The organism is Streptomyces sp. Pv4-95, assembly GCF_045782725.1.
Lineage (GTDB): Bacteria > Actinomycetota > Actinomycetes > Streptomycetales > Streptomycetaceae > Streptomyces.
In genome coordinates this window covers 781,713-806,433 of sequence record NZ_CP127172.1, presented here as the reverse complement: position 1 = coordinate 806,433, position 24,721 = coordinate 781,713, and the positions used below count along the sequence as shown (strand labels likewise).

Annotated in this window: 19 protein-coding genes; 14 read left to right on the top strand and 5 right to left on the bottom strand. The window is 70.8% G+C overall.

Annotation, left to right across the window (positions count from 1 at the left end):
- Positions 1 to 261: 261 nt before the first annotated feature.
- Positions 262 to 1,731: an APC family permease gene (locus QOM21_RS03740; protein ID WP_407548133.1), complete on the top strand. Its 1,470-nt coding sequence runs from the start codon at positions 262 to 264 to the stop codon at positions 1,729 to 1,731.
- 209 nt (positions 1,732 to 1,940) lie between these two features.
- Here the strand turns inward: QOM21_RS03740 and QOM21_RS03735 are convergent, their stop codons facing one another.
- The gene (locus QOM21_RS03735) at positions 1,941 to 2,312 is read right to left on the bottom strand and encodes a hypothetical protein (protein ID WP_407548132.1); all 372 of its coding nucleotides are present in this window, start codon (positions 2,310 to 2,312) and stop codon (positions 1,941 to 1,943) included.
- A 529-nt stretch (positions 2,313 to 2,841) separates the two neighbouring features.
- On the opposite strand from QOM21_RS03735, the gene QOM21_RS03730 reads away from it, so the two are divergent.
- From QOM21_RS03730 to proP, 5 genes are all read left to right on the top strand, one after another.
- Positions 2,842 to 5,532: a SpoIIE family protein phosphatase gene (locus tag QOM21_RS03730; RefSeq protein ID WP_407548130.1), complete on the top strand. Its 2,691-nt coding sequence runs from the start codon at positions 2,842 to 2,844 to the stop codon at positions 5,530 to 5,532.
- 352 nt (positions 5,533 to 5,884) lie between these two features.
- On the top strand, positions 5,885 to 6,748 hold the full coding sequence (locus tag QOM21_RS03725; RefSeq protein ID WP_407548129.1) for an oxaloacetate decarboxylase: 864 nt from the start codon (positions 5,885 to 5,887) through the stop codon (positions 6,746 to 6,748).
- 56 nt (positions 6,749 to 6,804) lie between these two features.
- Positions 6,805 to 7,200, top strand: coding sequence for a hypothetical protein (locus QOM21_RS03720; RefSeq protein ID WP_407548127.1), 396 nt, complete (start codon positions 6,805 to 6,807; stop codon positions 7,198 to 7,200).
- A 216-nt stretch (positions 7,201 to 7,416) separates the two neighbouring features.
- Entirely contained in the window at positions 7,417 to 8,142 is a 726-nt protein-coding gene (locus tag QOM21_RS03715) for a Mut7-C RNAse domain-containing protein (RefSeq protein ID WP_407548125.1), read from the top strand.
- Positions 8,143 to 8,295: 153 nt separating this feature from the next.
- Positions 8,296 to 9,888: a glycine betaine/L-proline transporter ProP gene (proP, locus tag QOM21_RS03710; RefSeq protein WP_407548123.1), complete on the top strand. Its 1,593-nt coding sequence runs from the start codon at positions 8,296 to 8,298 to the stop codon at positions 9,886 to 9,888.
- Positions 9,889 to 10,237: 349 nt separating this feature from the next.
- Here proP and QOM21_RS03705 read toward each other — a convergent pair whose 3' ends face one another.
- Complete coding sequence (locus QOM21_RS03705) at positions 10,238 to 10,420, bottom strand: hypothetical protein (RefSeq protein ID WP_407548121.1); 183 nt, start codon at positions 10,418 to 10,420, stop codon at positions 10,238 to 10,240.
- Positions 10,421 to 12,035: 1,615 nt separating this feature from the next.
- On the opposite strand from QOM21_RS03705, the gene QOM21_RS03700 reads away from it, so the two are divergent.
- The 3 genes from QOM21_RS03700 to QOM21_RS03690 all read left to right on the top strand — a co-directional run bounded on the left by QOM21_RS03700 (position 12,036) and on the right by QOM21_RS03690 (position 15,701).
- The gene (locus QOM21_RS03700) at positions 12,036 to 13,505 is read left to right on the top strand and encodes a UDP-N-acetylmuramoyl-L-alanyl-D-glutamate--2,6-diaminopimelate ligase (protein WP_407548119.1); all 1,470 of its coding nucleotides are present in this window, start codon (positions 12,036 to 12,038) and stop codon (positions 13,503 to 13,505) included.
- 187 nt (positions 13,506 to 13,692) lie between these two features.
- Entirely contained in the window at positions 13,693 to 14,421 is a 729-nt protein-coding gene (locus QOM21_RS03695; RefSeq protein ID WP_407548117.1) for a TetR/AcrR family transcriptional regulator, read from the top strand.
- Positions 14,418 to 15,701, top strand: coding sequence for a cytochrome P450 (locus QOM21_RS03690; RefSeq protein WP_407548115.1), 1,284 nt, complete (start codon positions 14,418 to 14,420; stop codon positions 15,699 to 15,701). The genes QOM21_RS03695 and QOM21_RS03690 overlap by 4 nt, the downstream gene beginning before the upstream one ends.
- A gap of 262 nt (positions 15,702 to 15,963) precedes the next feature.
- Here QOM21_RS03690 and QOM21_RS03685 read toward each other — a convergent pair whose 3' ends face one another.
- Positions 15,964 to 16,041 (bottom strand): 50S ribosomal protein bL37, encoded by a 78-nt coding sequence (locus QOM21_RS03685; protein ID WP_372486533.1) that lies wholly within the window; start codon positions 16,039 to 16,041, stop codon positions 15,964 to 15,966.
- 378 nt (positions 16,042 to 16,419) lie between these two features.
- Here QOM21_RS03685 and QOM21_RS03680 point away from each other — a divergent pair, with 378 nt between their 5' ends.
- The 3 genes from QOM21_RS03680 (at position 16,420) to QOM21_RS03670 (ending at position 21,533) form a co-directional block, all read left to right on the top strand.
- Positions 16,420 to 17,253, top strand: coding sequence for an NmrA family NAD(P)-binding protein (locus tag QOM21_RS03680; protein ID WP_407548113.1), 834 nt, complete (start codon positions 16,420 to 16,422; stop codon positions 17,251 to 17,253).
- A gap of 266 nt (positions 17,254 to 17,519) precedes the next feature.
- Entirely contained in the window at positions 17,520 to 18,743 is a 1,224-nt protein-coding gene (locus QOM21_RS03675) for a beta-ketoacyl-[acyl-carrier-protein] synthase family protein (RefSeq protein ID WP_407548111.1), read from the top strand.
- Between the two features lie 273 nt (positions 18,744 to 19,016).
- Positions 19,017 to 21,533: a SpoIIE family protein phosphatase gene (locus QOM21_RS03670; protein WP_407548109.1), complete on the top strand. Its 2,517-nt coding sequence runs from the start codon at positions 19,017 to 19,019 to the stop codon at positions 21,531 to 21,533.
- Between the two features lie 86 nt (positions 21,534 to 21,619).
- Here the strand turns inward: QOM21_RS03670 and QOM21_RS03665 are convergent, their stop codons facing one another.
- Complete coding sequence (locus QOM21_RS03665) at positions 21,620 to 22,267, bottom strand: DUF5701 family protein (protein ID WP_407548107.1); 648 nt, start codon at positions 22,265 to 22,267, stop codon at positions 21,620 to 21,622.
- A 106-nt stretch (positions 22,268 to 22,373) separates the two neighbouring features.
- On the opposite strand from QOM21_RS03665, the gene QOM21_RS03660 reads away from it, so the two are divergent.
- Positions 22,374 to 23,012: a TetR/AcrR family transcriptional regulator gene (locus QOM21_RS03660; protein ID WP_407548105.1), complete on the top strand. Its 639-nt coding sequence runs from the start codon at positions 22,374 to 22,376 to the stop codon at positions 23,010 to 23,012.
- A gap of 210 nt (positions 23,013 to 23,222) precedes the next feature.
- Complete coding sequence (locus tag QOM21_RS03655; protein WP_407548103.1) at positions 23,223 to 23,927, top strand: hypothetical protein; 705 nt, start codon at positions 23,223 to 23,225, stop codon at positions 23,925 to 23,927.
- Positions 23,928 to 24,091: 164 nt separating this feature from the next.
- Here QOM21_RS03655 and QOM21_RS03650 read toward each other — a convergent pair whose 3' ends face one another.
- On the bottom strand, positions 24,092 to 24,469 hold the full coding sequence (locus QOM21_RS03650) for a hypothetical protein (RefSeq protein ID WP_407548101.1): 378 nt from the start codon (positions 24,467 to 24,469) through the stop codon (positions 24,092 to 24,094).
- Between the last annotated feature and the right edge of the window lie 252 nt (positions 24,470 to 24,721).

Genomic DNA, 24,721 nt, shown 5'->3' with positions numbered 1-24,721 from the left:
TTGTAACCGGTCGACCGTGGAATTCGAACCCCCGGGTGGCCGCGAAATCCGCGTGCATACCGGCGTGCGGTCGTCCAGAAGCGCCCTCCATGGCCCGTTCAGCAACTGATTTCGTTGTCGAAGAGGTCTTGACGGGGCCCTGACGCGAGGGTTGTATTCGGTCACCGAAGCGGGAGCCCGCCATGTGCCGGGTTTCTTCCCCTTCGAGGCACTCTCCGCCGAAGGTGCCCCCTTCCTGCCGCCAGCACCGATGGGATACGCATGACCGATACGCACCACACCCCCGCAGCCGTCGCTCCGGAGCATGCGGGACCTGGCTCCACGGAGGGGAAGTCCCCGCGGCTCACCCGGTCGATCGGTGTGGTCGGGGGCACGCTGCTCACGCTGTCATGTCTGACCCCGGCGTCCTCGCTCTTCGTGATCGTGCCGGACTCCTTCGCCACCCTGGGCACGGGCACCGCCCTGACCATCGCCGTCGCGGCCCTGCTGTGTGTCGGCGTCGCCTTCACCTACTCCGAACTCGGCACGCTGATACCGAGTTCGGGTGGCGAGTACGCCATGGTCGGCACCCTCATGGGCCGGCTCGCCGGGTGGCTGGTTTTCGTGCTGTCACTGATCGTGGTGATGATCGTCCCGCCCATCATCGCGCTGGGCACCGCCGACTATCTGGCGCCGATCGTCCCGCTCGATCCGCAGTACACCGCGGCCGGCGTGATGCTGCTGGCCACCGCCATGGGCCTGCTCGACCTGCGCGCGAACGCCTGGATCACCGGCATCTTCCTCGTGCTGGAGGTCGTGGCCTGCGCGGTCGTCGCCTTCCTCGGCTTCAGCCACACCAACCGCTCGGCCTCGGTACTCGTCCACCCGGTGATGGACTCGGGCCACGGGCACACCACGGCCATCACCGCGGGCTTGATCGTGACCGGCCTGGCTACCGCGCTCTTCATCCTGCAGGGGTTCTCCACCGCCGTGTATCTGGCCGAGGAGATGGACAATCCGCGCCGCAACGTCTCGCGCACCGTCCTGTGGACGCTCGGCATCGGCGTGGCCGTCGTCCTCGTCCCCGTCGTCGCGATCACGCTGGGCGCCCCCGACCTGGCGACCCTCGGTGCCGGCGACGTCGCGGGCATGGTGCAGTCCTGGAGCAACTCCGGTGTCGGCGCGTTCGTCAGCCTCTGCATCGCCCTGGCGATCATCAATGCCGCCATCGTGATGGTCATCCAGAACTCCCGCGTCGTCTTCTGCTCGGCACGCGACGCGGCCTGGCCGACCCCCGTCAACCGGGTCTTCTCCCACGTCGGCCGGCGCTTCGGCTCGCCGTGGGCGGCCACGCTCGGCGTCGGTGTCCCCGGAGCGGCGCTGTGCTTCGTCAACCTCGACACCCTGAGCGAGGTGACCGGCGTGGCCGTCGCCGCGATGTACGTCTTCGTCGCGCTCGGCGCCCTGGTCTCGCGCCGCGGGGTCCACAAGCACCGCCTGGCCTGGCGGATGCCGCTCTGGCCGGTGGTTCCGGCGCTGCTCGTCATGGTGCTGGCCTGGGTCCTCTACCAGCAGAGCGTCAAGAGCCTGATGATCACCGGGGCCATCGTCGCCGGTGCCGCCGTCTACTGGGCGTGCTATCTGCGTCCGCGCCAGGAGACGCACTGGGTCATCACGGTTCCCGAGGACGAGCAGGCTCCCGGTGCGCAGACCGCTCTCGGTGACGAGCGCCCCGAGTCGGTGAGCGCGTAACGAACCTCCGGGGCTCCCGGCCGTCGCACCCGGCCGGAGTCCGCAGGGGACGCACACATCACAGGGGCCGAGGGGCTCCCGCCGAACCGGCGGGAGCCCCTCGGCCCTGTATGCATGTAGGGGCGGTGCAGGAGGCTCCGGGGCGCCGGACGCTCGTGGGAAGCGCCCGGCGCAGGCTTCCCGGGCCTCGACGGGCGTCGGGGGCGGGTCTAGCGGTTCGCGGCCCCGGAGAGGGCGACAGCGTCCAGCAGAAGGCACACGTGGTCGATGGCGTCCCGCCCGGCGGGGTCGTCGGCCACGTCCGGGGTGTCGAGCAGACCGGCCGTGGAGCGCAGCAGGCCCAGCAGCCCGCCGCCGGAGCCGGGCGCCGTCGCGGGCTCCACGGGGGCGGGGTCGGTCGTCTGCTCCGCGGTGGCGAGTGTGGACCGGATCTGCTCGGCCGAGAGGGGCATGCCCGTTTCGAGGAAACGGAAGAGCGCCATGGCCGCACGCCGGTCAGCGGCCTGCGGCTTCCACAGTCCGAGCGCGTGGTGGTCGATGAGCGCGGCCGCCTCGGCACGGATCTCCTCTGGAACATGCATGTTCACGAACGTCTCACACCCGTTCGGCGGCATGTCAGAGTGGCAACGAGGTGCATCGCGCGCTCCCGCGCGGCACCGGGGTCCGGCTTCGGCCCGGCTGACCAGGGACGTTCCTTCCGAAGCTCCGGCCTTCGGACCGCCCTGCGGGCATTATTCGCAGGTCAAACCTGTGGCAAGAGTTACATGGGAGGACCGGGGATACGGGCCGGTCCGGCGCTTCCCGGGATGCCGCGGTGGGTCACCCGGGGCACAAACCTACCCGCGGGTTTGTCGGTCCTCTGGTGCACGAGGCCGGACTGGGGGAACATCGGACCATCCTTGCGGACCCACCGTGAGCGCGGCCGTCACGATCTCGACGGGGTGCGGGCGACGCCCTCGCCCGACGGCCGGGGTCACGGGGCCCGCGAGGGACCGGTCCCGCGGTCGGCCTCACGGACGCGCGGACCGGGTCCGGCAGGCACGACGACCGGCTGCTGCGCTCCGCATCACGCGGTTCGCCCACCGTATGCGGGAGGTGTAGAAAGAGGACATGGCCGGACGCTACGGCCGCCCGCGTTCGGTTCTGAGGATGCGAACTGTCGCAGGTCAGGTCTTTCTCCTGCAGGTGGCGATCGTGGTGCTGCTCGTCGCCGCCGCCATCACGGCGCTCGTGCTGCAGTCGAGGACGGACGGCGAGCGGGAGGCCACCAACAGGTCGGTCGCCGTCGCCGAGACCTTCGCCAACGCGCCCGGCATCGAAGCGGCGCTCAAGAGCCCCGACCCGACCGCGGTCCTCCAACCGCGGACCGAAGCCGCCAGGAAGCTCTCCGAGGTCGACTTCATCGTCGTGCTGAACACCGACGGCATCCGCTATACCCACCCGTTCCCCGACCGGATCGGCAAGAAGTTCGTCGGCAATCTGGGGCCCGCGCTGGCCGGCGACATCGTCACCGAGAAGATCACCGGCACCATCGGCCCACTCGTCCAGGCCGTGGTCCCCGTCAAGGCCGGTGACGGGCGCGTCATCGGCCTGGTGTCCGCCGGCATCACCATCGACCGGGTGAGCGGGGTCGTCGACGACCAGTTCCCGTTGCTCTTCGGCTCCGCCGCGGGCGTGCTGCTGCTCACCACCGGCAGTACGGCACTGGTCTCCAGACGACTGCGCCGGCAGACCCACGGGCTGGGCCCCGCCGAGATGACGCGGATGTACGAGCACCACGACGCGGTGCTGCACGCGGTGCGCGAGGGCGTGATCATCGTTGGGGGTGACGGCCGTCTGCTCCTCGCCAACGACGAGGCGCGCCGGTTGCTCGACCTGCCGTCGGACGTCGAAGGACGCCAGGTCTCCGAACTGGGGCTGGACCCGGCCACCGGCTCGCTGCTGGCCTCCGGGCGGATCGTGACCGACGAGGTGCACCCGGTCGGGGAGCGCCTGCTCGCCGTCAACCAGCGGACGACGGACCAGCACGGCGGGCCGCCGGGCAGCGTCACCACGCTCCGGGACACCACCGAACTGCAGGCGGTCACCGGCCGCGCCGACGTGGCGCGTGGCCGGCTTAAGCTGCTCTACGACGCCGGCACCGAGATCGGCACCACCCTCGACGTGGTGCGCACCTGCGAGGAGCTGGCGGGGTTCGGCGCCGCCCGGTTCGCCGACATCGTCACCGTCGACCTGTCCGAGGCCGTACTGCGGGGCGAGGAGCCGACGTCCACCACCTCGGTCGCCGAGATGCGGCGGATCGCGGTCAGCGGCGACCGGGAGGGCAATCCGCTCTATCCGCTGGGCAAGCTCATCAACTTCGACCTGACCACGCCGCTGGGCCTCGGCCTCGTCAGCGGCGAGCCGGTGCTGCAGGCGGATCTGGCGGCCTTCTCCGGCTGGCAGCAGCAGGACCCCGAGCGGGCCCGGAAGGTCGTCGAACGCGGCATCCACTCGATGATCGCCGTTCCGCTGCGGGCCCGCGGCGTCATCCTGGGCGTGGTCCTCTTCTGGCGCGCGGAGAAGCCCGAGCCCTTCGAGGAGGAGGACCTCTCCCTCGCCGAGGAGCTGGGCGCCCGCGCCGCGGTGAGCATCGACAACGCACGGCGGTACACCCGCGAGCACAACATGGCGGTGACTCTGCAGCGCAGCCTGCTGCCGCGGGGACTGCCGGCACAGAACGCCGTCGAGGCGGCGTACCGCTATCTGCCCGCGCACGCGGGCCTCGGAGGGCTCGGCGGCGTCGGCGGCGACTGGTTCGACATCATCCCGCTGCCCGGCGCCCGGGTGGCGCTCGTGGTGGGCGATGTCGTCGGCCACGGACTGCACGCCGCCGCCACCATGGGCCGGCTTCGCACGGCGGTGCACAACTTCGCCAACCTCGACCTGCCGCCCGACGAGCTGCTCTGGCATCTCGACGAACTGGTCACCAGGATCGACCAGGACGAGGCCGTCGACGACGGGGACGGCGCGGTCACCGGCGCCACCTGTCTGTACGCGATCTACGACCCGGCGTCCGGGCACTGCAGCATGGCCCGCGCCGGCCACCCCCAGCCCCTGGTCCTGCGGCCGGACGGCAGCGCCGAGTACGTCGAGGTGCCCGGCGGCCCGCCGCTCGGGCTCGGTGGACTGCCCTTCGAGACGGCTGACCTGTGGCTGCCGGAGGGCACTCGCCTGGTGCTCTACACGGACGGGCTCGTCGAGGACCGGGACCGGGACATCGACGAGGGACTCACGCTCCTCCAGGACACGCTGGCCGGTCATCCCGAGCTGACGCCGGAGGAGACCGGCGAGAGGGCGCTGCGCGCGCTGCTGCCCGACCGCCCGAGCGACGACATCGCGCTGCTCGTCGCCCGCACCCACCTGCTGGACAGCGCGCACGTCGCCGACTGGGACGTGCCGCCCGACCCCTCGGCCGTCGCCGACGTGCGGGCCGCCGCGGTGCGCAAGCTGGCGGAGTGGGACATGTCGGAGGAAGCCTTCACCGCCGAGCTGATCCTCAGTGAGCTGGTCACCAACGCCATCCGCTACGCCTCCGGCCCCATCAGGGTGCGGCTGATCCGCGACCGCTCGCTGATCTGCGAGGTCTCCGACCGCAGCAGCACCTCGCCGCACCTGCGGCAGGCGGCCACCACGGACGAGGGGGGCCGCGGGCTCTTCCTCATCGCCCAGCTCGCCGAGCGGTGGGGGACCCGCTACACCGCCGGCGGCAAGGTCATCTGGACCGAGCAGCCGCCCCCGGCGGACGCCGCGGATGCGTGACAGGTCCGCGGGCCGCGCAGTCCGAAGCTGACCGGGGCGAGCCGCTCGCCCGATGGTCCAGCGGTGGCCGGAACAGACTGCGTGCGCGCCGGTTGTGCCGCTGATGCCCGGGCGCGAGCCGATTCCGGCAGACCTGACAGAACCCCAACAACGCGCCATACCGGCGCATGGATGAAGTAAAAGAAAAGTCATGGCGTGTTAAAGAGCGCTGGTGACGTGTGCCGGATAGATATGCCCCTGACCCGTTCTTCATGCGAAGGGGCGTCGCGCCGCCGGACGTGGGCCTCCCTCGGGATGCCCCCCTGACCTCGGACGGACGGCGTCCCCGCCGGTTCTCCGAGGAGGCAGCACATTGCGTTACGGACAAGCACTGCGTGACGAGGTAACGGCCCGCGGCACGACGCCCCTGATCGGCGTCCACGACATGTACTCGGCATCGATCGCCGCCGAGCACTACAACGGCTTCTTCGTGTCCGGCTTCGGTTTCGCCGCGTCGCACTACGGACTCCCGGACATCGGCTTCATCGCCTGGCCCGACATGGTGGCCTTCGCGGAGCGCCTGCGCGGCGCGTTCCCGCGCCACCACCTCCTGGTCGACATCGACGACGGCTACGTCGACCCCGAGGTCGCCTGCCACGTGGTGCGGAGGCTGGAGCGGATCGGGGCCTCGGGGGTGATCCTGGAGGACCAGAAGCGACCACGAAGATGCGGCCATGCGGACGGCAAGCTGGTGCTGCCGCTGGAGGACTACCTGGAGAAGCTGAACCTGGTGCTCGCCACTCGTGGCGACCTGCTGGTCGTGGCCCGTACGGACGCCACGGAGGAGGCGGACATCCTGCGCCGGGCCGCGGCGCTGGCCGAGACCGACGCCGATGTGGTGCTGGTCGACGGGGTGCGCAGCGTCGACTGGATCCGGCGTATCCGGAAGGTCGTCGGGGACAAGCCGCTGCTGTTCAACCAGATCGCCGGGGGCAAGTCCCCGCGGCTCTCGCTCACCGAACTGGCCGAGCTGGGAATCGATGTGGCGATCTACAGCACCCCCTGTCTGTTCGCCGCGCACCGCGCGATGGAGACGGCGATGGCCGAGCTGAAGTTCGCCGACGGGCGGCTGCCGGCCACCGGCGACAGCGGCGAGGTCGGGGTCCGGGAGGCCACCGAACTGCTGGCCAGGAACATCGACCGGCCGCACCCCCAGCGAGCGGCCGTTCCCGCATGAGGGTCCGGGCGGACCTCCCCCGCCACGGCCGCCGGCCGCGACGCCTGGGGTACCTCGTGGGCGGTGCGACTGTGGCAGCGGCGGCGATCGTCTCGGACCTCCTGGGTGGCGGTTCGACCTCGGCCGAGGCAGCGGACCGGTCCGTCGTGCTCATCGACAACTCGAACGCGGACTCCTGGCTGGAGGTGGACCGTACGAACAACCTCCAGCTCGGCAGCGGCATCGCGGGCAGTGACCTCGACGGCGCCGCAACGGACCTCTCCAGCGTCCTGGTGAGCCGGCCCGATGTCTCCCAGGGGCGCGCCGGGGCTCTTCAGGGCGCGGCGGAGGCACCAAAGGGCCCCGAGATCCCGCAGGGGCCGAACGACGACGCCTCTCACGTGCCGCAGGAAGTGCGCGGCGCCGTCGCTCACGGCCCGTCAGAGCCCGTGGCACCGGAGCCCACCCGGTGATCCCGCGCGGCGGGGCGGGGGATTCACCTCCCGCCCCGCCGCATCCACGACCTGCCGGTACGTCCAAGCCACCCACGGCTGCCGGGTGTTGGCGCGCAAGGTCGAGGGAACAGCGGCACGCGGCCGCGGGGTGGTGACACGCACGGTCGGCCGCGGCGCCTGCCGGGCCCGGGAATCCCGTGGTCGGCCGAGGCGGCCGATGGCATGCTTGCGGGCGTGAACGGACCGGAGATCCCCATCAGCTTCGCCGCCGAGCTGAGCCTTTTCCTCACGACGGGGCGCAGCGCCGACCGTACGCCCGTGGTGACCGACGGTGTGTCCACACTCGGCCATGTCGTCGAGTCGCTCGGAGTCCCGCTCACCGAGGTCGGCCGACTGGTCGTGGACGGCCGCGAGGTCCCCGTCTCCCACGTGCCCCGGGCGGGCGAGAGCGTCGAGGTGCGGGCCGTCGAGCGCCCGCAGCGCATCCACGGCGCCCCGCTGCGCTTCCTGCTCGATGTCCATCTCGGCACCCTCGCGCGCAGGCTGCGGCTGCTCGGCGTCGACGCGGCGTACACCAACGAGGACCCCGGTGACGCGGCCCTGGCCACCCGGTCCGCGCAGGAGCGGCGGGTCATGCTCTCCCGGGACCGGGGGCTGCTGCGGCGGCGGGAGCTCTGGGCCGGCGCGTACGTCTACAGCGACCGGCCCGACGACCAACTGCGCGACGTACTGGGCCGCTTCGCGCCCGAGCTCGTTCCGTGGACCCGCTGTACCGCCTGCAACGGCCGGCTGGCGGACGCCGACAAGGACTCGGTCCAGGAGCAGCTGCGGCACGGCACGCAGCGCAGCTACGACGTCTTCGCGCAGTGCACGTCGTGCGGACGGGTCTACTGGCGAGGAGCGCACCACGCCCGCCTGGAGGCGATCGTCGAGGAGGCGCTGCGCGACAGCGCCCCCTGACGGGCCCGCCGGACGCGCCCGCACCCCAGGCTCCGCCATCCCGCCCGCCGGCACCGTCGGCAACGACACGCGGTTCCGATCGCTTGACGACCGATAACGGACGCCTGCGGGTAAATAATGGGGCACCCGATTTCGCCCTGTGGACGGGATGGAATGAGCGCTGGACGCCGAAATCCGTCGAACCCCCGGAGGGGCCGGAAACCGGTAGGTGGCCGCACCACCACCAATGACCGCCTGCTCCGCATTCTGCTGCGCCGCCGCAAACAGCCGCTGAGCGCCGAGGATGTGACGGTCACCGATAAACCGGAAGTGCGTCGGGCGGTATCGGCGGCCGCTCTGGGCAACACCATGGAATGGTTCGACTTCGGCGTGTACGCCTATCTCGCCGGAACCCTGGGCAAGGTGTTCTTCCCGTCCAGCTCACCAGGTGCCCAGGTCGTCTCCACCTTCGCCACTTTCGCCGCCGCATTCCTCGTCCGGCCGCTCGGCGGTCTCGTATTCGGACCGCTCGGCGACCGCATCGGCAGAAAGAGCGTACTCGCCGCAACCATGATCATGATGGCGGTCAGTACATTCGCCGTCGGATTCCTGCCGAGTTATGACACCATCGGCTTCGCCGCGCCGATCCTGCTGCTCGTCTGCCGACTGGTACAAGGATTTTCCACCGGTGGTGAATATGCCGGGGCCACCACCTATATCGCCGAATATGCACCGGACAGGCGACGCGGATTCCTCGGCAGCTGGCTCGACTTCGGCACGTTCGTCGGCTACTCCCTCGGCTCCGGTCTGGTCACCGTGCTCACGGCCGTGCTCGGCGAAGGGGACATGGTGAGCTGGGGCTGGCGCATCCCCTTCCTGGTGGCCGGCCCCCTCGGACTGATCGGCCTCTACATGCGGCTGCGCCTGGAGGAGACCCCCGCCTTCCAGCGCGAGGCGGAACAGGCCCACCAGGCCGCCGAACAGGCCCGGACCGAAGGCGGTGAGGACCCGGTGGACGTGGCACGCCAGTCCGGCAAGGGGCGGCTCAAGGAGATCTTCACCCGCCACTGGGAGGCCGTGCTGATCTGCATGGGCCTGGTGCTGCTCTACAACGTCACCAACTACATGGTGACTTCCTACCTGCCGACCTTCATGACCGAGACCCTGGGCGAGGACGATCTCACCGCCCAACTGCTGGTGCTCGGCACCATGATCGTCGTGGTGCTCACCATCACCACGGTGGGCCGCACCTCCGACCGCTGGGGCCGCCGACCCGTCTTCATGGCGGGCAGCATCGCCATGATCGTCCTCGCCGCCCCCGCGATTCTCCTCATCCGCGCCGGCGGCATTCTGCTGCCCGCTTTCGGATGCCTGATCCTTGGGCTGCTGCTGGTCTGCTTCGCGGGAACCTCGGCCTCGACGCTGCCCGCGCTCTTCCCGACGCGGCTGCGCTACGGCGCGCTGTCGATCTCCTTCAACATCTCGGTCTCCCTCTTCGGCGGCACCACGCCCCTCATCGCCTCGGCCCTTGTCGAGGCCACCGGGAGCGATATGGTCCCCGCCTACTACTTGATGGTGGCAGGCGTCATCGGCCTGATCGCCGCCTTCTTCCTCCACGAGACCGCGGGCAAGCCGCTCCGCGGCTCCGGACCCATGGTCGAGAACGAGGAGGAAGCCCAGGCCCTGGTCGCGGACAGCCGGGCCGAGGCCGGCCGGCACGCCAGGGACGTCTGGATCCGGCTACGGCATCCGTGGTCGCGGCGGTGACCCGGCGGGCAGAGCCCCGTGGCAGGGACCGCGGCAGTGGGCCGGGGCCGCGCACGAACCGCCTGGCATCGGGGAGGCGCACCGTCACCGGCCGCTTTCGGCCGTAACGGGGGAGCGGGCACCGGTGGTCGCTCACCGCTCATAGCTCACCGCTCGGCGTTCACGGCACCGGCCTTGCGGGGGCCGCCCTGCGGGCCGACTGAGCCGGCCGTTCAGCGGTTGCCGATAGCTCGTGGACCGGCTCCGGAGGGCGTGGTGGCCCGGGTCAACACGCCCTCGGAGTACGGGTACCGGGTCCGCTGGTCTTCACCGGCGGGCCGGCCGGCCGACCGCGGCCGACTGCGTCACGTCATGCACGACGGGGGCGGCCGGGCGCGGTGACGCCCCGCTGGCTCCGGTTGTTGACGACGGCGAGCGGGATCTCCTCGTCCTCCTGGTCGAGGTCCGCGTACGGATCGCCCTCGGGGTAGGCGGGCTCGATGAACACCGCCGTGTAGTCGGGCTTGGCCGGGCGGGGCACGGACAGGGACATCGGCTCTCCAGGGGTTGCGGCCGCAGCGCGGCTCGGGATGTGAGGGTGTGCCGTATCGCGGCCGGCATCCTCGGAGGAGGTATGACGTCTGCGGTGCCGGCGGAGGCGAGTGGGCCCCGCGATGCCGGTTGCCGTGTCTCAGGCAACGGTGCGGAACACAACTGCTGGTGAAAGAGTACGCCGGAGATCACGTCTCGCTACGCAACAAGCCCGGATCTTCCCCGAAGGGCCGGGGCGGGCTTCAGCCCCTGCCGGGGCCACGGGGCCGTCACAGCGGCGTTCCGGTGAGTGTCGCGCCGTGCGAACCGGCCCCCGAAACCGCTTCGTAAAGGCCGCGAGACTGCCGCGCTTCGGGTGCGTCGCGGCGGTGGCGCACGGCGCAGATGCGGTGCGGGGGAGTGGCGAGCGGCCCGCCCGCGGAGGTTGTCGCGCGGTGTCGTCGCGGGTGGGTCGGGCAGATCGCGAGGATGGACAGCAGAGGGCGAGCCCGGGGCGCTGTACATCAGCCGGGCACGCCGGTCACCGGCAGTGTGGTGCTGAGTGAATGCGGTGTGGAAGCCGGTGGAGCGGAAGAGGTCTTGGTAGCGCGGTGCGGGAGTCTCGAAGCAGCCGCTGACGGGCGGGACGGGGCCGCGGGCAGGCGGGAGCATGAGGTGGTGGCCGGCCGGCACGGAATCGCGCGTGCCGTCCCCCCTGCAGGCCGGCGTGACCGCCGGCCTGCACACCTGGAGCGGGGCACCTCAGCCCACCGGGACGAGCGGGCATGACTCTCCGCGCGCCTGCCCGCCGGCCGAAGCCCACCGTCCGCCGAAGCGGTCCCCGCGCCGAGGTGGCCCTTCCTGCTGGCGACGGCTACGACGCATCCTTGAGGCCGATGTCGTGGCGCGGGTGGGGCAGTTGAGCCGGGGCGGCTGGGTCCGTGGCCCTGATCGACGGGCGGCCGAGGTGCGCCGACTGGGGGAGCCGGCTGCTTACCGGCGCCTCCGAATACTCGCCGTCGACGCTCTCCACGGCGGGCTCACGGTCGCCTGCCCCGGTAGCGCCCGTCCGGGAGCCCCTGTGAGGCCCCATGCCCCCTTCCGGAAGCACGTCCACACCGCACCCGTTGGCCGTGGCGTCTCCGTCCTCCCGCACGCCGGAGGACCGCGCCTCCGCCCGCGCCGCCCCGGACCTGCCCCCTTGCGCGCCGGCCGTAGACTGAGACGGTGTCGGGCAGGTCCCTGCTCCGCCCGACCACCTGTTCACCACCCTCCGCGGCCGGAGCGGAAGTTCTGCCGCCCGGACACGCCGGGCCGGCGAATCGGGTCCGACCCGGATCCGGCCGCATGCCGCAGCCGATTGCGCGGTGACAGGTAGCGATCCTCGGCCGATCCGGCCGTCCGGCCGCACGCAGATCTCCCCCCTGCGGGGCCCGCTCGTCGTCACACGTCACGCAGCCGGTGCCCCGGCTCCCGCGCCGCATGTGCACCGCACAGCGCCGAACGGTGAGCACCGGCCGGTCAGCACGATCCCCGGCACCGCCGGTTCATGGTCATCAACGCGGTCTCCGCTTCGCTGTCCTCCCTGTCTCCGGCCGGGCCCGCACGCGTAGCCGACCGCCTCCGAGGAGACAGTTGTGAAACTCAGTGCCCTGCTCGACGCGCACGCCCACCACGTGGCCCAGGGGGACGCGGAAACGCAGATCACCGCCGGAATGACCTTCGACGTCCCCCAGGTGAGGCCCGGGGCGCTCTACATCGCGGTGCCGCGCCACGAGGAGGGCGGTCCCGGAGGCATCGCGGAAGCGGTGGCGCGCGGCGCGGTGGCCGTGCTGGCCCAGGACGACGCCCCGCTGCCCGCGGAGTGGGCGCACACCGTCTGCCTGGTGCTGGTGGCCGACGTCCGGGCCGCGGCCGCCGTCGCCGCCTCCCGCTATCACGGCGATCCCAGCCGTGCCATGGACGTGGTGGCGATCACCGGAACCAACGGCAAGACCTCCATCTCGTACATGGTCGAGTCGGCTCTGCGCATCGCCGAAGGCGCGAAGGTGGGAGTCATCGGCACCTCCGGAAGCCGGATCGGCGGCGACCGGATCCCGATGCCCCGCTCGGTGCTGAGCACTCCGGAGGCGCCGGACCTCCAGTACCTGCTCGGCCATATGCGCGACCGGCGGACGGGAAGCGTCGTGCTGGAGGCCACGTCCATGGGACTGCTGCAGCGGCGGCTGGATCACGTCGCCGTCGACGTCGGTGTCTTCACCAACCTGACCCAGGACCACCTCGACGACCACGGCACCATGGAGAACTACAAGAACGCCAAACTCAGCCTCTTCGAAGGGCGCTGCGACCGCGCGGTGGTCAACGCCGACGACCCGGTCAGTGCCGAGATCCAGGCCCGGATGCCCGGAGGGGTGACCACCTACGGACTGGACGCGCCCGCCGACTACCGGGCGACAGACCTCGTCGTGGACGCGGCGGGCAGCCGGTTCACGCTCCACCACGACGGTCGCAAGTATCCCGCGGCGATCCCGGTTCCGGGCCCGTTCTCCGTCGCGAACGCGCTGGCCACCCTGGCGGCCTGCCACCTTCTCGGGTACGACCTCCAAGGGCTCGTCGCGGCCCTGGACCGGATGCCGCCCACCCCGGGCCGGTTCGAGCGCTACCGCACCCCGCAGGGTGCCTGCGTGATCGTCGACTACGCGCACTCACCCGACTCCCTGGAAAAGGTCCTCGCCACGATCGCGGGCTTCGCCACCGGCCGGGTGATCACTGTCTTCGGCTGTGGCGGCGACCGGGACATCACCAAACGCGCCATCATGGGCAAGATCGCGGGGGAGCGTTCCGACCTGTGCGTCCTCACGTCGGACAACCCGCGCGGCGAGGACCCGGAAGCCATCCTCGACCAGATCGCTCCCGGTCTCGTGGCCACCGGCACGCACTTCCACCGGGAGGCCGACCGCCGCTCGGCGATCGCGTACGCCCTGTCCGCGGCCCGGCCCGACGACATCGTGCTGGTCGCAGGGAAAGGCAGTGAGCCCCACCAGATCGTCGGTGACCGGCTGATTCCCTTCACCGACATGGCCGTGGTCCGCGAACTCTGCGCCTGACCTGCCGGTGGACGTGACGGCGCGTCCTCGGCGGGGAACGCCACCGCTCCCTGTGCCGGAAAGCCTTACGGCACAAGGCCATTGGCTGAAACCTCCTCTTCTCCGGAGGGCCTGCCCGGCCTAGCGTTGACTCCGTGACCAGATTTCAAAACTGGTCACGGATACGGGGGATTAGGTGCCGGAACAGATGGAGCGCGGTGAGCGCATCCTGGCAGCGGCGGGCGAATTGCTGCTCGCCTGGGGCTACCGGCGCGTGACCATCGATGAGATCGCGCGTCGAGCCAAGGTCGGCAAGGGCACCGTCTACCTGCACTGGAAGACCAAGGAGTCGCTGCTCCTGGCCGTCGTGCTCAGCAGCAAGACGCGCAGTCTGCGGCGGCAGCTGGAACGCATGCGCGCCGACCCGCTGGAGATCCTGCCGAGCCGGACGGCGCGCGGCTACTACCGCGACTTCCTGTGCGATCCGGTGCTGCGCGCCATGCACACCGACGACTCCGACATCCTCGGCCGCCTCAACGAAAGGGCAGCCACCGAGCTGTCGGATCTGGTGGGGGAGAGCCACCGGGCGCTGCACCGCCACCTGGAAATCCTGCGCGAGCACGGCCTGCTGCGCGACGACACCGATCCGGCCCACCAGCAGTACGCGCTGGTGGCGGTGATCACCGGCTTCTTCATGAGCGAGGTACTGCTCGCCGACCGTGCCCCGGGCAACCCGGACGTACGGACCGACATCCTCGTCCACACCATCCGCACCACGCTGGAGACCCCAGCGAGCTCCGCCGCCTCCGCCACCGCGCTCGCCACCGCGGCCGCGCCCGGGATCATCGCGCTTTATGAGCGCTTGGAACAGCTCAGCGCTCGGGAGATACGGCGGCGCTGCGTCACTGACTCTCAACCAGGAGGGAACGAACGATGACCGCAGCACCCACCAACCCGTTCGCCGAGCATGTCGGCAAGCACCCCGGCGAGCCGAACGTGATGGAGCCCGCGCTCCTCGCCGACCCCTTCAGCGGCTACGGCGCCCTGCGCGAGGAGGGGCCGGTGGTCCGCGGACGCTTCCTCGACGACTCACCGGTCTGGTTCGTCACCCGCTTCGACGATGTCCGCGACGTCTTACGCGACCAGCGTTTCGTGAACAACGGGGCGGCCGCACGGGGCGACTCCGCCGAGGACCCGCTGAGCCGGCTGATGGAGACGCTCGGCCTTCCCGTGCACCTCGCCGACTACCTGCGCGGATCCATCCTCAACAACGACGCCCCGGACCACACCCGCCTGCGCCGCCTGGTGTCGCGCGCCTTCACGGCCCGCAAGATCACCGACCTGCGACCGCGTGTGCAGCAGATCGCCGACGAACTGCTGGCCCGGCTCCCCGACCATGCCGAGAACGGCGTCGTCGACCTCATCGAGCACTTCGCCTATCCGCTCCCGATCACGGTCATCTGCGAGCTCGTGGGCATCCCGGAGGCGGACCGCCCGCAGTGGCGGGCATGGAGCGCCGACCTCGTCTCGCCGCAACCGGACCGGCTGGGGAAGACGTTCCCGGCGCTGGTCGAGCACATCCACGAACTGATCCGCGTCCGGCGCGAGGCACTCACCGACGATCTGCTCAGCGAGCTCATCCGCACACACGACGACGACGGCAGCAAGCTCAGCGACGTCGAGATGGTCACCATGGTCCTCACCCTGGTCGTGGCCGGCCACGAGACCACCGCCAACCTCATCGCCAACGGCACCGCCGCGCTCCTCACCCACCCCGACCAGCGGCGCCTTCTTCAGGGCGACCCGGCGCTGCTCCCACGCGCCGTCCATGAGCTGATGCGCTGGTGCGGACCGGTGCACCTGACCCAGCTGCGCTTCGCCGCCGAGGACGTGGAGCTGGGCGGCACACTCATCCGAAAGGGCGACGCGGTCCAACTCGTACTGGTTGCCGCGAACTTCGACCCACGCCACTACAACGAACCCGAACGCCTCGATCTGACCCGGCATCCCGTGGGCCACGCCGAGAACCACGTCGGCTTCGGTCACGGAATGCACTACTGCCTGGGCGCCACCCTCGCCCGGCAGGAAGGCGAAGTCGCCTTCGGCGCTCTGCTCACGCGCTTCCCCGACCTCGCCCTGGGAGTTGCCGCGGACAGCCTGGAGCGGGTGCCGTTGCCCGGCAGCTGGCGGTTGGCCGCGCTGCCCGTGCGCCTGTAGGGCGAGCCTGCCCGGGGCCGGGGGAGCGGCGGCGGTTCACCGGCGACCGGACTCCCGGCGCGGAGTGGATCGCCGGACTGCCGCAGGTGAGGACAAGGAGCTGTGCACACAACGGTGTTGCGGTTCCCGCTTCGCGGCTGCTTCCCTGCCCCCGCCCCACTCATACGTATCCAGACAACCCGAAGGCTCCCCGCAACAGTGCGCGCGGCGCGCGCAGTGCCACGGGGAGCCTTGGGCAGAAGCAGGGCAGGGCCCTCCTCGGTCAGGACTGAGGACGCCGACCGTGGTTGGCTCCGTTCTTACGACGTGCCTTCTTCTTACGACGCCGCTTCGACGACATGTCGTCTCCTCTCCTCGCGATGGGTTTCCCCGGTTTTCTACCATTTCATAGAGGTCTGCCACCAGGCGATCTCGGGACCGGCTACCCACACCTCGGGCCGGCATGCTCGTGAAGCACGTCACGCTCCGCACGCTTCGTGTGGGGGCGCGGGAGCCCATATGTCAGGCCGGGGGCTGCCGGCGTCGTCCATGAGGCCGGAGAAGTGAAGCGATTCGGCCGGGACGCAAGGGGCGAGCCTCTTCGGTCGTTTCGACCGGAATGGCCTGGCCCGTCAAGTTGCCCTGTAGCCGGGGGAGTTGACGGATGGGGCCGGCATATCTCGTGCCGTGCGGGAGGACTCCTTGACCTCAACTCCAATTGAGGTTCTATGTTCGCCTCATGACCAAGATCTTGGTGACCGGCGCGACCGGCACCGTAGGCAGTCTCCTCGTCTCCTCGCTGGTGGAGTCGGGACGGGACGTACGCGCTCTGGTGCGCGAACCGGGCAGGTCCGAGCTGCCCGCGGGAGTGGAAGTGGTGCAGGGCGATCTCTCGTCCCCGCGGACGCTGGAACCCGCGCTGGACGGGGTGAGTCATGTGTATCTGATGTGGCCCGGGATCCCGGTGGATCCCCGTGTGGTCGAGGTGATCGCCAAGCGTGTCGAGCGCGTGGTCTACCTGTCGGCCGACGTCCCGGACCTGGCGGATGGCGAGCCGGCCACCATCTTTCACCAGGACATCGAGCGGCAGCTCAGGAAGTCGGGTGTGAGCTGGACGTTCGTGCGGGCCATCGACTTCGCCACGAACACGCTCGGGTGGGCCGACCAGATCAGGCGGGGCGTCGTGCGATGGCCGTACGGGCAGGCCGCCAGGTCGCTGATCCACGAGCGCGACATCGCGGATGTGGCACTGCGCGCGCTCACCACAGAGGGGCACGACGGGGCCAAATACGTGATCACGGGGCCCGAATCGATCACCCATGCCGAGCAGGTCAGGATCATCGGTGAGGCGATCGGGCGTGAGGTGCGCTGGGAGGATCTGCCCGTCGAGACAGCGCGGCGGCAGCTGGTGGCGTCCTGGGGGAACCCGTCGTTCGTGGAGGCCCGGCTGGAGGCGTGGCGGGGGTTCGTGGACTCGCCGGAGCGGGTGACCGACACCGTGCAGCGACTGCTGGGGCGGCCCGCCCGCACCTTCCGCTCGTGGGCGCAGGACCACGCGGACGACTTCCGCTGAGGGCGGGGACAGGGGCGGACTCCTTGGCCCGGGGTCTCCGGCGACGCCTTGGGGCGGCGTCCCCGGCGACGCCTCGGGACGGCGAATGATCACAGGCTCCCGAGGGGAGCGTGATGTCGGAACCCCACAAATCCTGTGCCGCCGACTCCGTTGATCATGGCACTCCGATTGCGGTCATTTCCCTGTCAGGGTTGGGGGCAATGCGATCTCCCCCGCATCCAGACCGTGCGGGGGAGTTGTCTCACTACTACAAGGGGGTTGCTTCGGTGAGTGCACAGAACGAGGACGTGGTGATCACCGGTCTCGGGGCCACCACACCGCTCGGCGGCGACATCGCCTCGACCTGGTCCGCGATGCTGGCCGGGCAGTCGGGGATCAGCGCGATCGAGGAGGAATGGGCGGCCGATCTGCCGGTGCGTATCGCGGGCCGGCTCAAGGTCGAACCGACCGAGGTCCTGGACCGGGTGCAGGCCCGCCGTATGGACCGCTGCGAGCAGGTCGCGCTGGTGGCCGCCCGCGAGGCGTGGGCCGACGCGGACACACCGGACGTCGACCCGGACCGGCTGGCCGTGGTGATCGGGACCGGCACCGGGGGCGCTCTCACCATGCTCGGCCAGGACGACGTACTCGAAGCCTCAGGTGTGCGCCGGGTGTCACCGCATACCGTCCCGATGCTGATGGCGAACGGCCCCGCCGCCTGGGTCAGCATCGACCTCGGCGCCCGTGGCGGTGCCCACACCCCGGTCAGCGCCTGCGCCTCCGGGGCCGAGGCCATCGCGATGGGCATGGATCTGATCCGTCTCGGCCGGGCCGACGTGGTCGTCGCCGGTGGCGCCGAAGCCTGCATCCACCCGCTGCCGATGGCCGGGTTCGCGCAGGCCAAGGCGCACTCCATGCGTAATGACGCGCCCGAGCGGGCATCGCGGCCGTTCGATGTCGACCGCGACGGCTTCGTCATCGGCGAGGGGGCCGCCGTGGTCATCCTGGAGCGCGCCGGGTTCGCCGCGGCCCGAAGGGCCCGAGCACACGCGAGGCTCGCCGGCGCGGGTGTCACCTCGGACGCGCACCACATCACGGCCGCGCACGCCGACGGCCAAGTGCGGGCGATGCGCCGTTCCCTGGCGTCAGCGGGGCTCTCCCCGCTCGAGATCCAACACGTTCACGCGCATGCGACGTCCACCCCCAAGGGAGACCTCGTCGAAACCCGGTCGGTCACCGAGGCCATCGGTGCCCACCCGGCGGTCACCGCCACCAAGTCGATGACCGGGCATCTCTTCGGCGCGGCGGGCGCGATCGGCGCGATCGCCGCGATCCTCGCGGTGCGCGACGGCGTCATCCCCGCGACGCAGAATCTCGACTCCCTGGACCCGGAGGTGAAGCTGGACGTCGTCTCCGGCCGTCCCCGCACGGGCGCCCTGACGGCGGCCCTGGCCAACTCCTTCGGCTTCGGCGGCCACAACGCCTCACTGGTGTTCACACCAGGTTCCTGACCTGGTGTGACGGCCGTCCGGCCGGGCCCGCTGTGACGGCCGTCCGCCCGGCCGCCGATCCACGCATGGCCGGGCCCGGCTCCGCCGCGGCGGCCTTCCTGCCCGCGGCGGGGCCGCAGCGTCCCGGCGGCGCTCCCGGCCGCCTTGTCGCGACCGTCGCGCAGGGCTCGCGCTGCGGCCGGAGAGTACCGTGGTACTGGCTGGTGACGCGTGGTAGGCGGGCACGGCAGAGGGCTCGCCCGCGTCTGTGGCGCCGGCAGTGGGATGGATCGTATGGGCACCTCGCAGGACGGCCGCCTCTCCGGAGACGGCTTCTTCGATCTCACCCGGACCGCCGTGGTGATGGTCGACCCGGACGGGGTGGTACGGGGCTGGACGGAGGGCGCCGAGCACCTCCTCGGCCACCCGGCGTCCCAGGCGCTCGGCCGGTCGATGGAGGAACTGTTCGCCTCGACCGAGCCCCGGCATCCGGGGCAGGACGGGCGCTGGACCGGCCGGCTCGCGGCGGCGGGTGGCTGGAGCGGCCTGGAGGCGGTGCGCCGCACGGACGGGCAACGCCTCGACCTGGAGCTCCGGATCCTGCCCGTGCTGGACTCCGATGCGCGTTCCCGTCGCCTCGTCATGGCAGCAGAGATCACGCAAACACCCTGGTCGGGGGTCAATCAGTCGCTGCTGGACGGGATGTTCGGGCTGTCGCCCGTCGGCGTCGGCATGCTGGACACCGAGCTGCGCTACGTGTGGATGAACGACACCTTGGAGCGAATGGGCGGCACGCCCCGGGAGGAGCGTCTGGGGAGGCGGCTGGGCGAGGTGCAGCCCGGGCTCGCCGTCGAGTCCATCGAGGCGGAGATGCGCCGGGTGCTCGACACCGGAGCGCCCTCCGCCGGGTTCGAGTATCTCGGCCGCCCCGAGTCCGATCCCGACCGCGAGCACGCGTACTCCACCTACTTCTTCCGCCTGGAGGACGCCTCCGGGCACCCCCTCGGCATCTGCTACATGACCCTCGACGTCACCGAGAGCTATCGGGCGCGGCAGCGGCTGGCCCTGCTGAACCGCGCCGGTGAGCGCATCGGCAGGTCCCTCGACGTCCTGCAGACGGCACAGGAACTCGCGGACGTGGCGGTGCCGGACCTCGCCGACTTCGTGACCGTCGACCTCTTCGGCACGGTGCTGGACGGCGCCGAGCAGGCTCCCGGCCCGGTCGACGGCGGCGATCTGCTCACCCTGCGCCGTGCGGGGCAGAAGTCGGTCCGTGAGGGCTGCCCGGAAGCGGTGGTCGCCATCGGGGAGCCGGCCGGCTATTCCCCGTCGGCCCCGGTCGTCCTGGGCCTCACCAACGGCAATTCCTCACTGGATTCGCACCTCGACCTCGCCTCGGGCGACTGGGCGGCGGAAGACCCCGAGCGGTCCGAGCATCTGCGCGGCCTCGGCTTCCACTCCCTGATGGTGGTGCCGCTGCAGGCGCGGGGGATCTTCCTGGGCGCGGCCGCGTTCGCCCGGCGGCAGGCCGTGGGCCCCTTCCAGGCCGACGACCTCGTCCTTGCCGAGGAGTTCGTCAATCGTGCCGCCATCTCCATCGACAATGCCCGCAGGTATACGCGGGAGCACGCCGCCGCACTGACTCTCCAACGCAGCCTGCTGCCGCGCGAACTGCCGGAGCAGGTCGCCGTGGACGCCGCCTACCGCTATCTTCCCGCCGACTCGCGCAGCGGCGTCGGGGGCGACTGGTTCGACGTGATCCCGCTCTCCGGTGCCCGGGTTGCCCTGGTCGTCGGTGACGTGGTCGGCCACGGGCTGCACGCCGCGGCCACGATGGGCCGGCTGCGGGCCGCGGTGCAGGCGCTGGCGGGCATGGACCTGTCTCCGGAGGAAGTGCTCGCGCATCTGGACGACATGGTCAACCGGGTGGCCAGTGACACGCACGCCGACGACAGCGTGATCGGCGCGACCTGCCTGTATGCGGTGTACGACCCGGTCCGGTGCTGCTGCACCCTGGCGCGTGCCGGCCACCCGCCGCCGGTGGTGGTCACTCCGGCGGGCGCTTCCCGGGTGCTGGACCTCCCCGCGGGCCCGCCGCTCGGGTTGGGCGGCATCCCCTTCGAATCCACGGAACTCGCGCTGCCCGAGGGGAGCCTGCTCGCTCTCTACACGAACGGGCTTCTGCTGGGGAAGGCCCTCGATATCGACGGAGGCATCACCCGGCTGCGCACCGCCCTGGCAGCTCCGCAGGTCGCGTTGGACGACGTATGCCAAGCGGTCGTCAGCAGTCTGCCCGGCGCCCGCCCGATCGACGACGTGGCCCTGCTGGTGGCCCGTACCAGGGCCCTGCCGCAGGCGCAGGTGGCGACGTGGGACATCCCGGCGGAACCCTCCGCGGTGTCCGATGCCCGGCGGAAGGCCGCAGGCAAGCTCGCCGAGTGGGGTCTCCAGGAGTTGAGTTACTCCGTGGAGCTGATCGTCAGTGAGCTGGTCACCAACGCCATCCGGCACGCGTCCACTCCGATCGGGCTGCGGATCATCCGGGCACGCGACCTGATCTGCGAGGTGTCGGACCACAGCAGCACCTCGCCGCACCTGCGTCATGCACTGGCCACCGACGAAGGCGGCCGCGGGCTGTTCCTCATCGCCCAGTTGGCCCAGCGGTGGGGGACGCGTTACACCGCCGAAGGCAAGATCATCTCTGCTGAACTGCCGCTCGATGCCGTGGCGGAGCCCGGTGGGACGGAAGACCTGGACGACCTGATGGAACGCTTCGGTGAACCGGCCCCCCTCAACGACCCTGACATGTGAGGCCACCGGGCCGCGTGCCGGCGGACAGGAGCCCGGGGCGGCAACGGTCGCCACCGTGACCGGACTTCGGGCCCCTCTTACCGGTCTCACCGGCTTCGGTCCCCGGCCGAGGCCATGCCGAGCCAGGTGTGCGGATTGCCCTCCCAGCACCAGCCGAGCTTAGGGGCACCCTTGCTGATCCACAGGGCCGGTACCCGGCGGTCCCCGAAGCGGCTGCCGCCGAGCGAGAAGCACTTGTTCTTGGCCAGTGCCTGCGGGAACTGGGTGAGAAGGGCAATGCCCTCCTCGATGGTGAGCGGGGTGCGCTTCCGCTCCACGAGAGTGGCCAGGGCGTCCACCGGGACGGCACCGCAGAATTCCTCGCCCCGCTCGACATCGAAGACGACGTACACCTCGCCTTCGGGGAGCGCCAGTTCCTTGAGCGATACGAAGCGCTCCAGCTCGCCGGGGGCGTAGAAGCGCTCGATGACGCCGGGGCTGCGCTTGCCCGCGAGGGTGGTCAGCGGGACGGCTTCCTCCAGGGGGACGAGTGCCCTGGTGACCACCAACAGGAACGGCACCCGTCCCTCGCTCGGCGACGCGGACGCCGCCGCCCGGGCGAGCACGGGCTCACGCAGCGGCTCGACGAGCGTGTGGAAATCGGCCTCCGTCATCCCGGCGAGGCCCGGATACCCCGCGGCGACCAGGGTGTTGACCTGGCGGTCGAACTCCGCACGGGCGTCGAATGCAGTCATGTGGACCCTTCTGTGGCGGCGAAACCAAATTTACTACCGACGTAAAGTTACGTCGAATGTGCCAGGTACGTCAAGAGGAAACTTACGTCGGGTGTAAGCTTGCCGTATGGGCATCGAACCGACGGGGCTTCGCGAATCCAAGAAGCAGGAGACCAGGCAGCTCATCTCCGATTGCGCGACCAGGCTGTTCATCGAGAACGGCTTCGAGGCCACGACGATCGCCGATATCGCGGCGGCCTCCCGGGTCGCCAAGAAAACGGTCACCAACTACTACGCCCGCAAGGAGGACCTGGCCTTCGATCACCAGGAGGAGTTCATCGGGGGCCTCGCCAGCGCCGTCTCGCGCCGCGCCCAAGGGGAGTCCGCGCTGGAGGCATTGCTTCGCGAGTTCCTCGCCGGGGTCGAGCGGCGCGATCCGGTGATCGGGTTCTCCGGAGAGGAGTTCGCCCGGATGATCGCGGACAGCCCCACTCTGCTCGCCCGCCTGCGCGACATGCACGACCAGCGGGAGGCCGCGCTCGCCGCGCTCCTCGCCGCCGAGACCGGCGCCGCTCCCGACGACATCACGCCCCGGGCGGCCGCAGCCCAACTGGGCAGCGCCCACCGCATCCTGTTCCAGCAGATCCTGGAGCTGACCCTGGACGGTCGAAGCGACGAGCGGATCGCGGAGACGGTGACCGGCGCGGCCCACCGCGTTTTCGCGCTGCTGGCCGGCGGCCCGCTCGCCGACTACGCCGCGAAATGACGGCGGCGCGACCGGCGATCGTCTGCGGCATCGGCGCCGATGCCGGAGCCTCCTTCGACGGCGCCTGCCACAACAACCCCTGCTGCGCCAGGATTTGGCATCCGCGGACAATTACGAACCGCCTCTGAGCGTGACGCCATCTCGTCTCCGTACCGCCCCTCGACCGACCCCGGGCCCCTGGGGGTTCACGATCGAGGACAGGAGTGGTGGATGTCCCGGAAGAGAAGAGTTGGTCGGACCCAGAAGATCATCGTGGGTGTCAGCGCCGCCGCGCTGGTCGGCGGTGTCGCCATCACGATGACGGGCACCAGCCACGCGTCGGCGGCCTGCGAAGGGCTCGCTGCGGCACTGAGCCGCAACGAGCAGTTCATCGCCGCGCAGCAGGCCGATCCGGACGCCCAGTCGGAAGCCCGTATCGCCAATCGCAAGGCGGTGATCGCACAGATCGGTGAGCAGCAGAAGGCAGCGGGCTGTTCGGCAGGCGGAGGTGACGAGGCCGCCTCGCCGCCGGCCACCGACGCACCACCCGCATCGGCGGAACCTTCCGCATCGGCGGAACCGCCCGCCTCGGGCGATCCTTCGGCGTCGGCCGAGCCGCCCGGTCAAGGCGGTGCCGACCCGTCCGCCGGGCCGGACGACCAGGCGCAGGACCCGGCGCAGCCCGCCGGCGAAGTCGTCTGCAAGGGCTCGACGGTGACGCTCTCCGGCGAGGGCGGCGCACCGGCGGCCTCCAGCAGTGAGTTCCCGACGGGTACCAAACTGAAGGTGACGAACCTGGACAACAACAAGTCGACGACGGTGTCCGTCACTTCGGCGTCGGGAAGCTGCGCGCTCCTCAACAACGCCGCATTCGAGCAGGTGCGGGAACCCGGCAAATTCCTCATCCGCCGTGCCGTGATCGAACGGGTGGAGTAGAGGGGGCGATGAGGGCCCCGGCCGGTAGGCGGCCGGGGCCCGTTCACCCGGGCGGCGTTCACGGCGCAACGGGTGAGCAAGCAGTCGATGAGAGTGGTGAGAGCGTCAGCAACTGGCAGAGCGCAGCCGGTTCGGGCGTGAACCGGGAGCCGCGTCGCAGGGCTTCAGCGGTCGGAGTAGCTGAAGTCGCCCACCGTCCAGGCGCTGACATCCGCGAGGGCGACGCGGTACATGCCGCCGGTCTCGGGAATCCCGACCGTCCCTTGGAGAATGCGCGCGACATGGAAATGCAGGTGCGTGGGCGGCGTCACGGGTTCTGCGGAGGGGGCGTCCTCGCTGCCGGAGGTGAAGAGGGCGGAGAACGAACCGAGCCGCTCCGACTCCTGCAGCACCTCTGCTACGCGTTGCCGCCACACGGCCTCCGGTGCCAGGCGTCCGGTGAGGACGGTGCCGTGGACCACCACAGTCAGGGACATCTGAGTGCTCTGCTCCGACTCCACCCTGGAGGCGATGTCGACGAGCAGCACATCGGGCTTCGACATGACCGCAGACTTTACTACGCAGGGGTGTCGCGCAGGGCTGCGCGGGGCGCCCGTCGGCGGCCGGCCACCGGGGCGGCCCCGGCACCGGGAAGCCGCCCTGCGCACGGGCCCCGGCTGCTCACCCGGAACGGGACGTACGGCGCCGACGCGTACGGCGGCAGGCGCAACCGGCCGCACCGTCGCGGATCTGACGGTAGGTGGGATTGACCTCGCGGCCGCAGCGCGCGCATCGGCAGGGCCAGGGGTCGTAGG

Bases quoted from the DNA above. Each gene is read 5' to 3' on its own strand.
- QOM21_RS03740 (WP_407548133.1), top strand. From the start codon at position 262: ATGACCGATACGCACCACACCCCCGCAGCCGTCGCTCCGGAGCATGCG.
- QOM21_RS03735 (WP_407548132.1), bottom strand. From the start codon at position 2,312: ATGCATGTTCCAGAGGAGATCCGTGCCGAGGCGGCCGCGCTCATCGAC.
- QOM21_RS03730 (WP_407548130.1), top strand. From the start codon at position 2,842: ATGGCCGGACGCTACGGCCGCCCGCGTTCGGTTCTGAGGATGCGAACT.
- proP (WP_407548123.1), top strand. From the start codon at position 8,296: ATGAGCGCTGGACGCCGAAATCCGTCGAACCCCCGGAGGGGCCGGAAA.
- QOM21_RS03705 (WP_407548121.1), bottom strand. From the start codon at position 10,420: ATGTCCCTGTCCGTGCCCCGCCCGGCCAAGCCCGACTACACGGCGGTG.
- QOM21_RS03695 (WP_407548117.1), top strand. From the start codon at position 13,693: ATGGAGCGCGGTGAGCGCATCCTGGCAGCGGCGGGCGAATTGCTGCTC.
- QOM21_RS03690 (WP_407548115.1), top strand. From the start codon at position 14,418: ATGACCGCAGCACCCACCAACCCGTTCGCCGAGCATGTCGGCAAGCAC.
- QOM21_RS03685 (WP_372486533.1), bottom strand. From the start codon at position 16,041: ATGTCGTCGAAGCGGCGTCGTAAGAAGAAGGCACGTCGTAAGAACGGA.
- QOM21_RS03680 (WP_407548113.1), top strand. From the start codon at position 16,420: ATGACCAAGATCTTGGTGACCGGCGCGACCGGCACCGTAGGCAGTCTC.
- QOM21_RS03670 (WP_407548109.1), top strand. From the start codon at position 19,017: ATGGGCACCTCGCAGGACGGCCGCCTCTCCGGAGACGGCTTCTTCGAT.
- QOM21_RS03665 (WP_407548107.1), bottom strand. From the start codon at position 22,267: ATGACTGCATTCGACGCCCGTGCGGAGTTCGACCGCCAGGTCAACACC.
- QOM21_RS03660 (WP_407548105.1), top strand. From the start codon at position 22,374: ATGGGCATCGAACCGACGGGGCTTCGCGAATCCAAGAAGCAGGAGACC.
- QOM21_RS03655 (WP_407548103.1), top strand. From the start codon at position 23,223: ATGTCCCGGAAGAGAAGAGTTGGTCGGACCCAGAAGATCATCGTGGGT.
- QOM21_RS03650 (WP_407548101.1), bottom strand. From the start codon at position 24,469: ATGTCGAAGCCCGATGTGCTGCTCGTCGACATCGCCTCCAGGGTGGAG.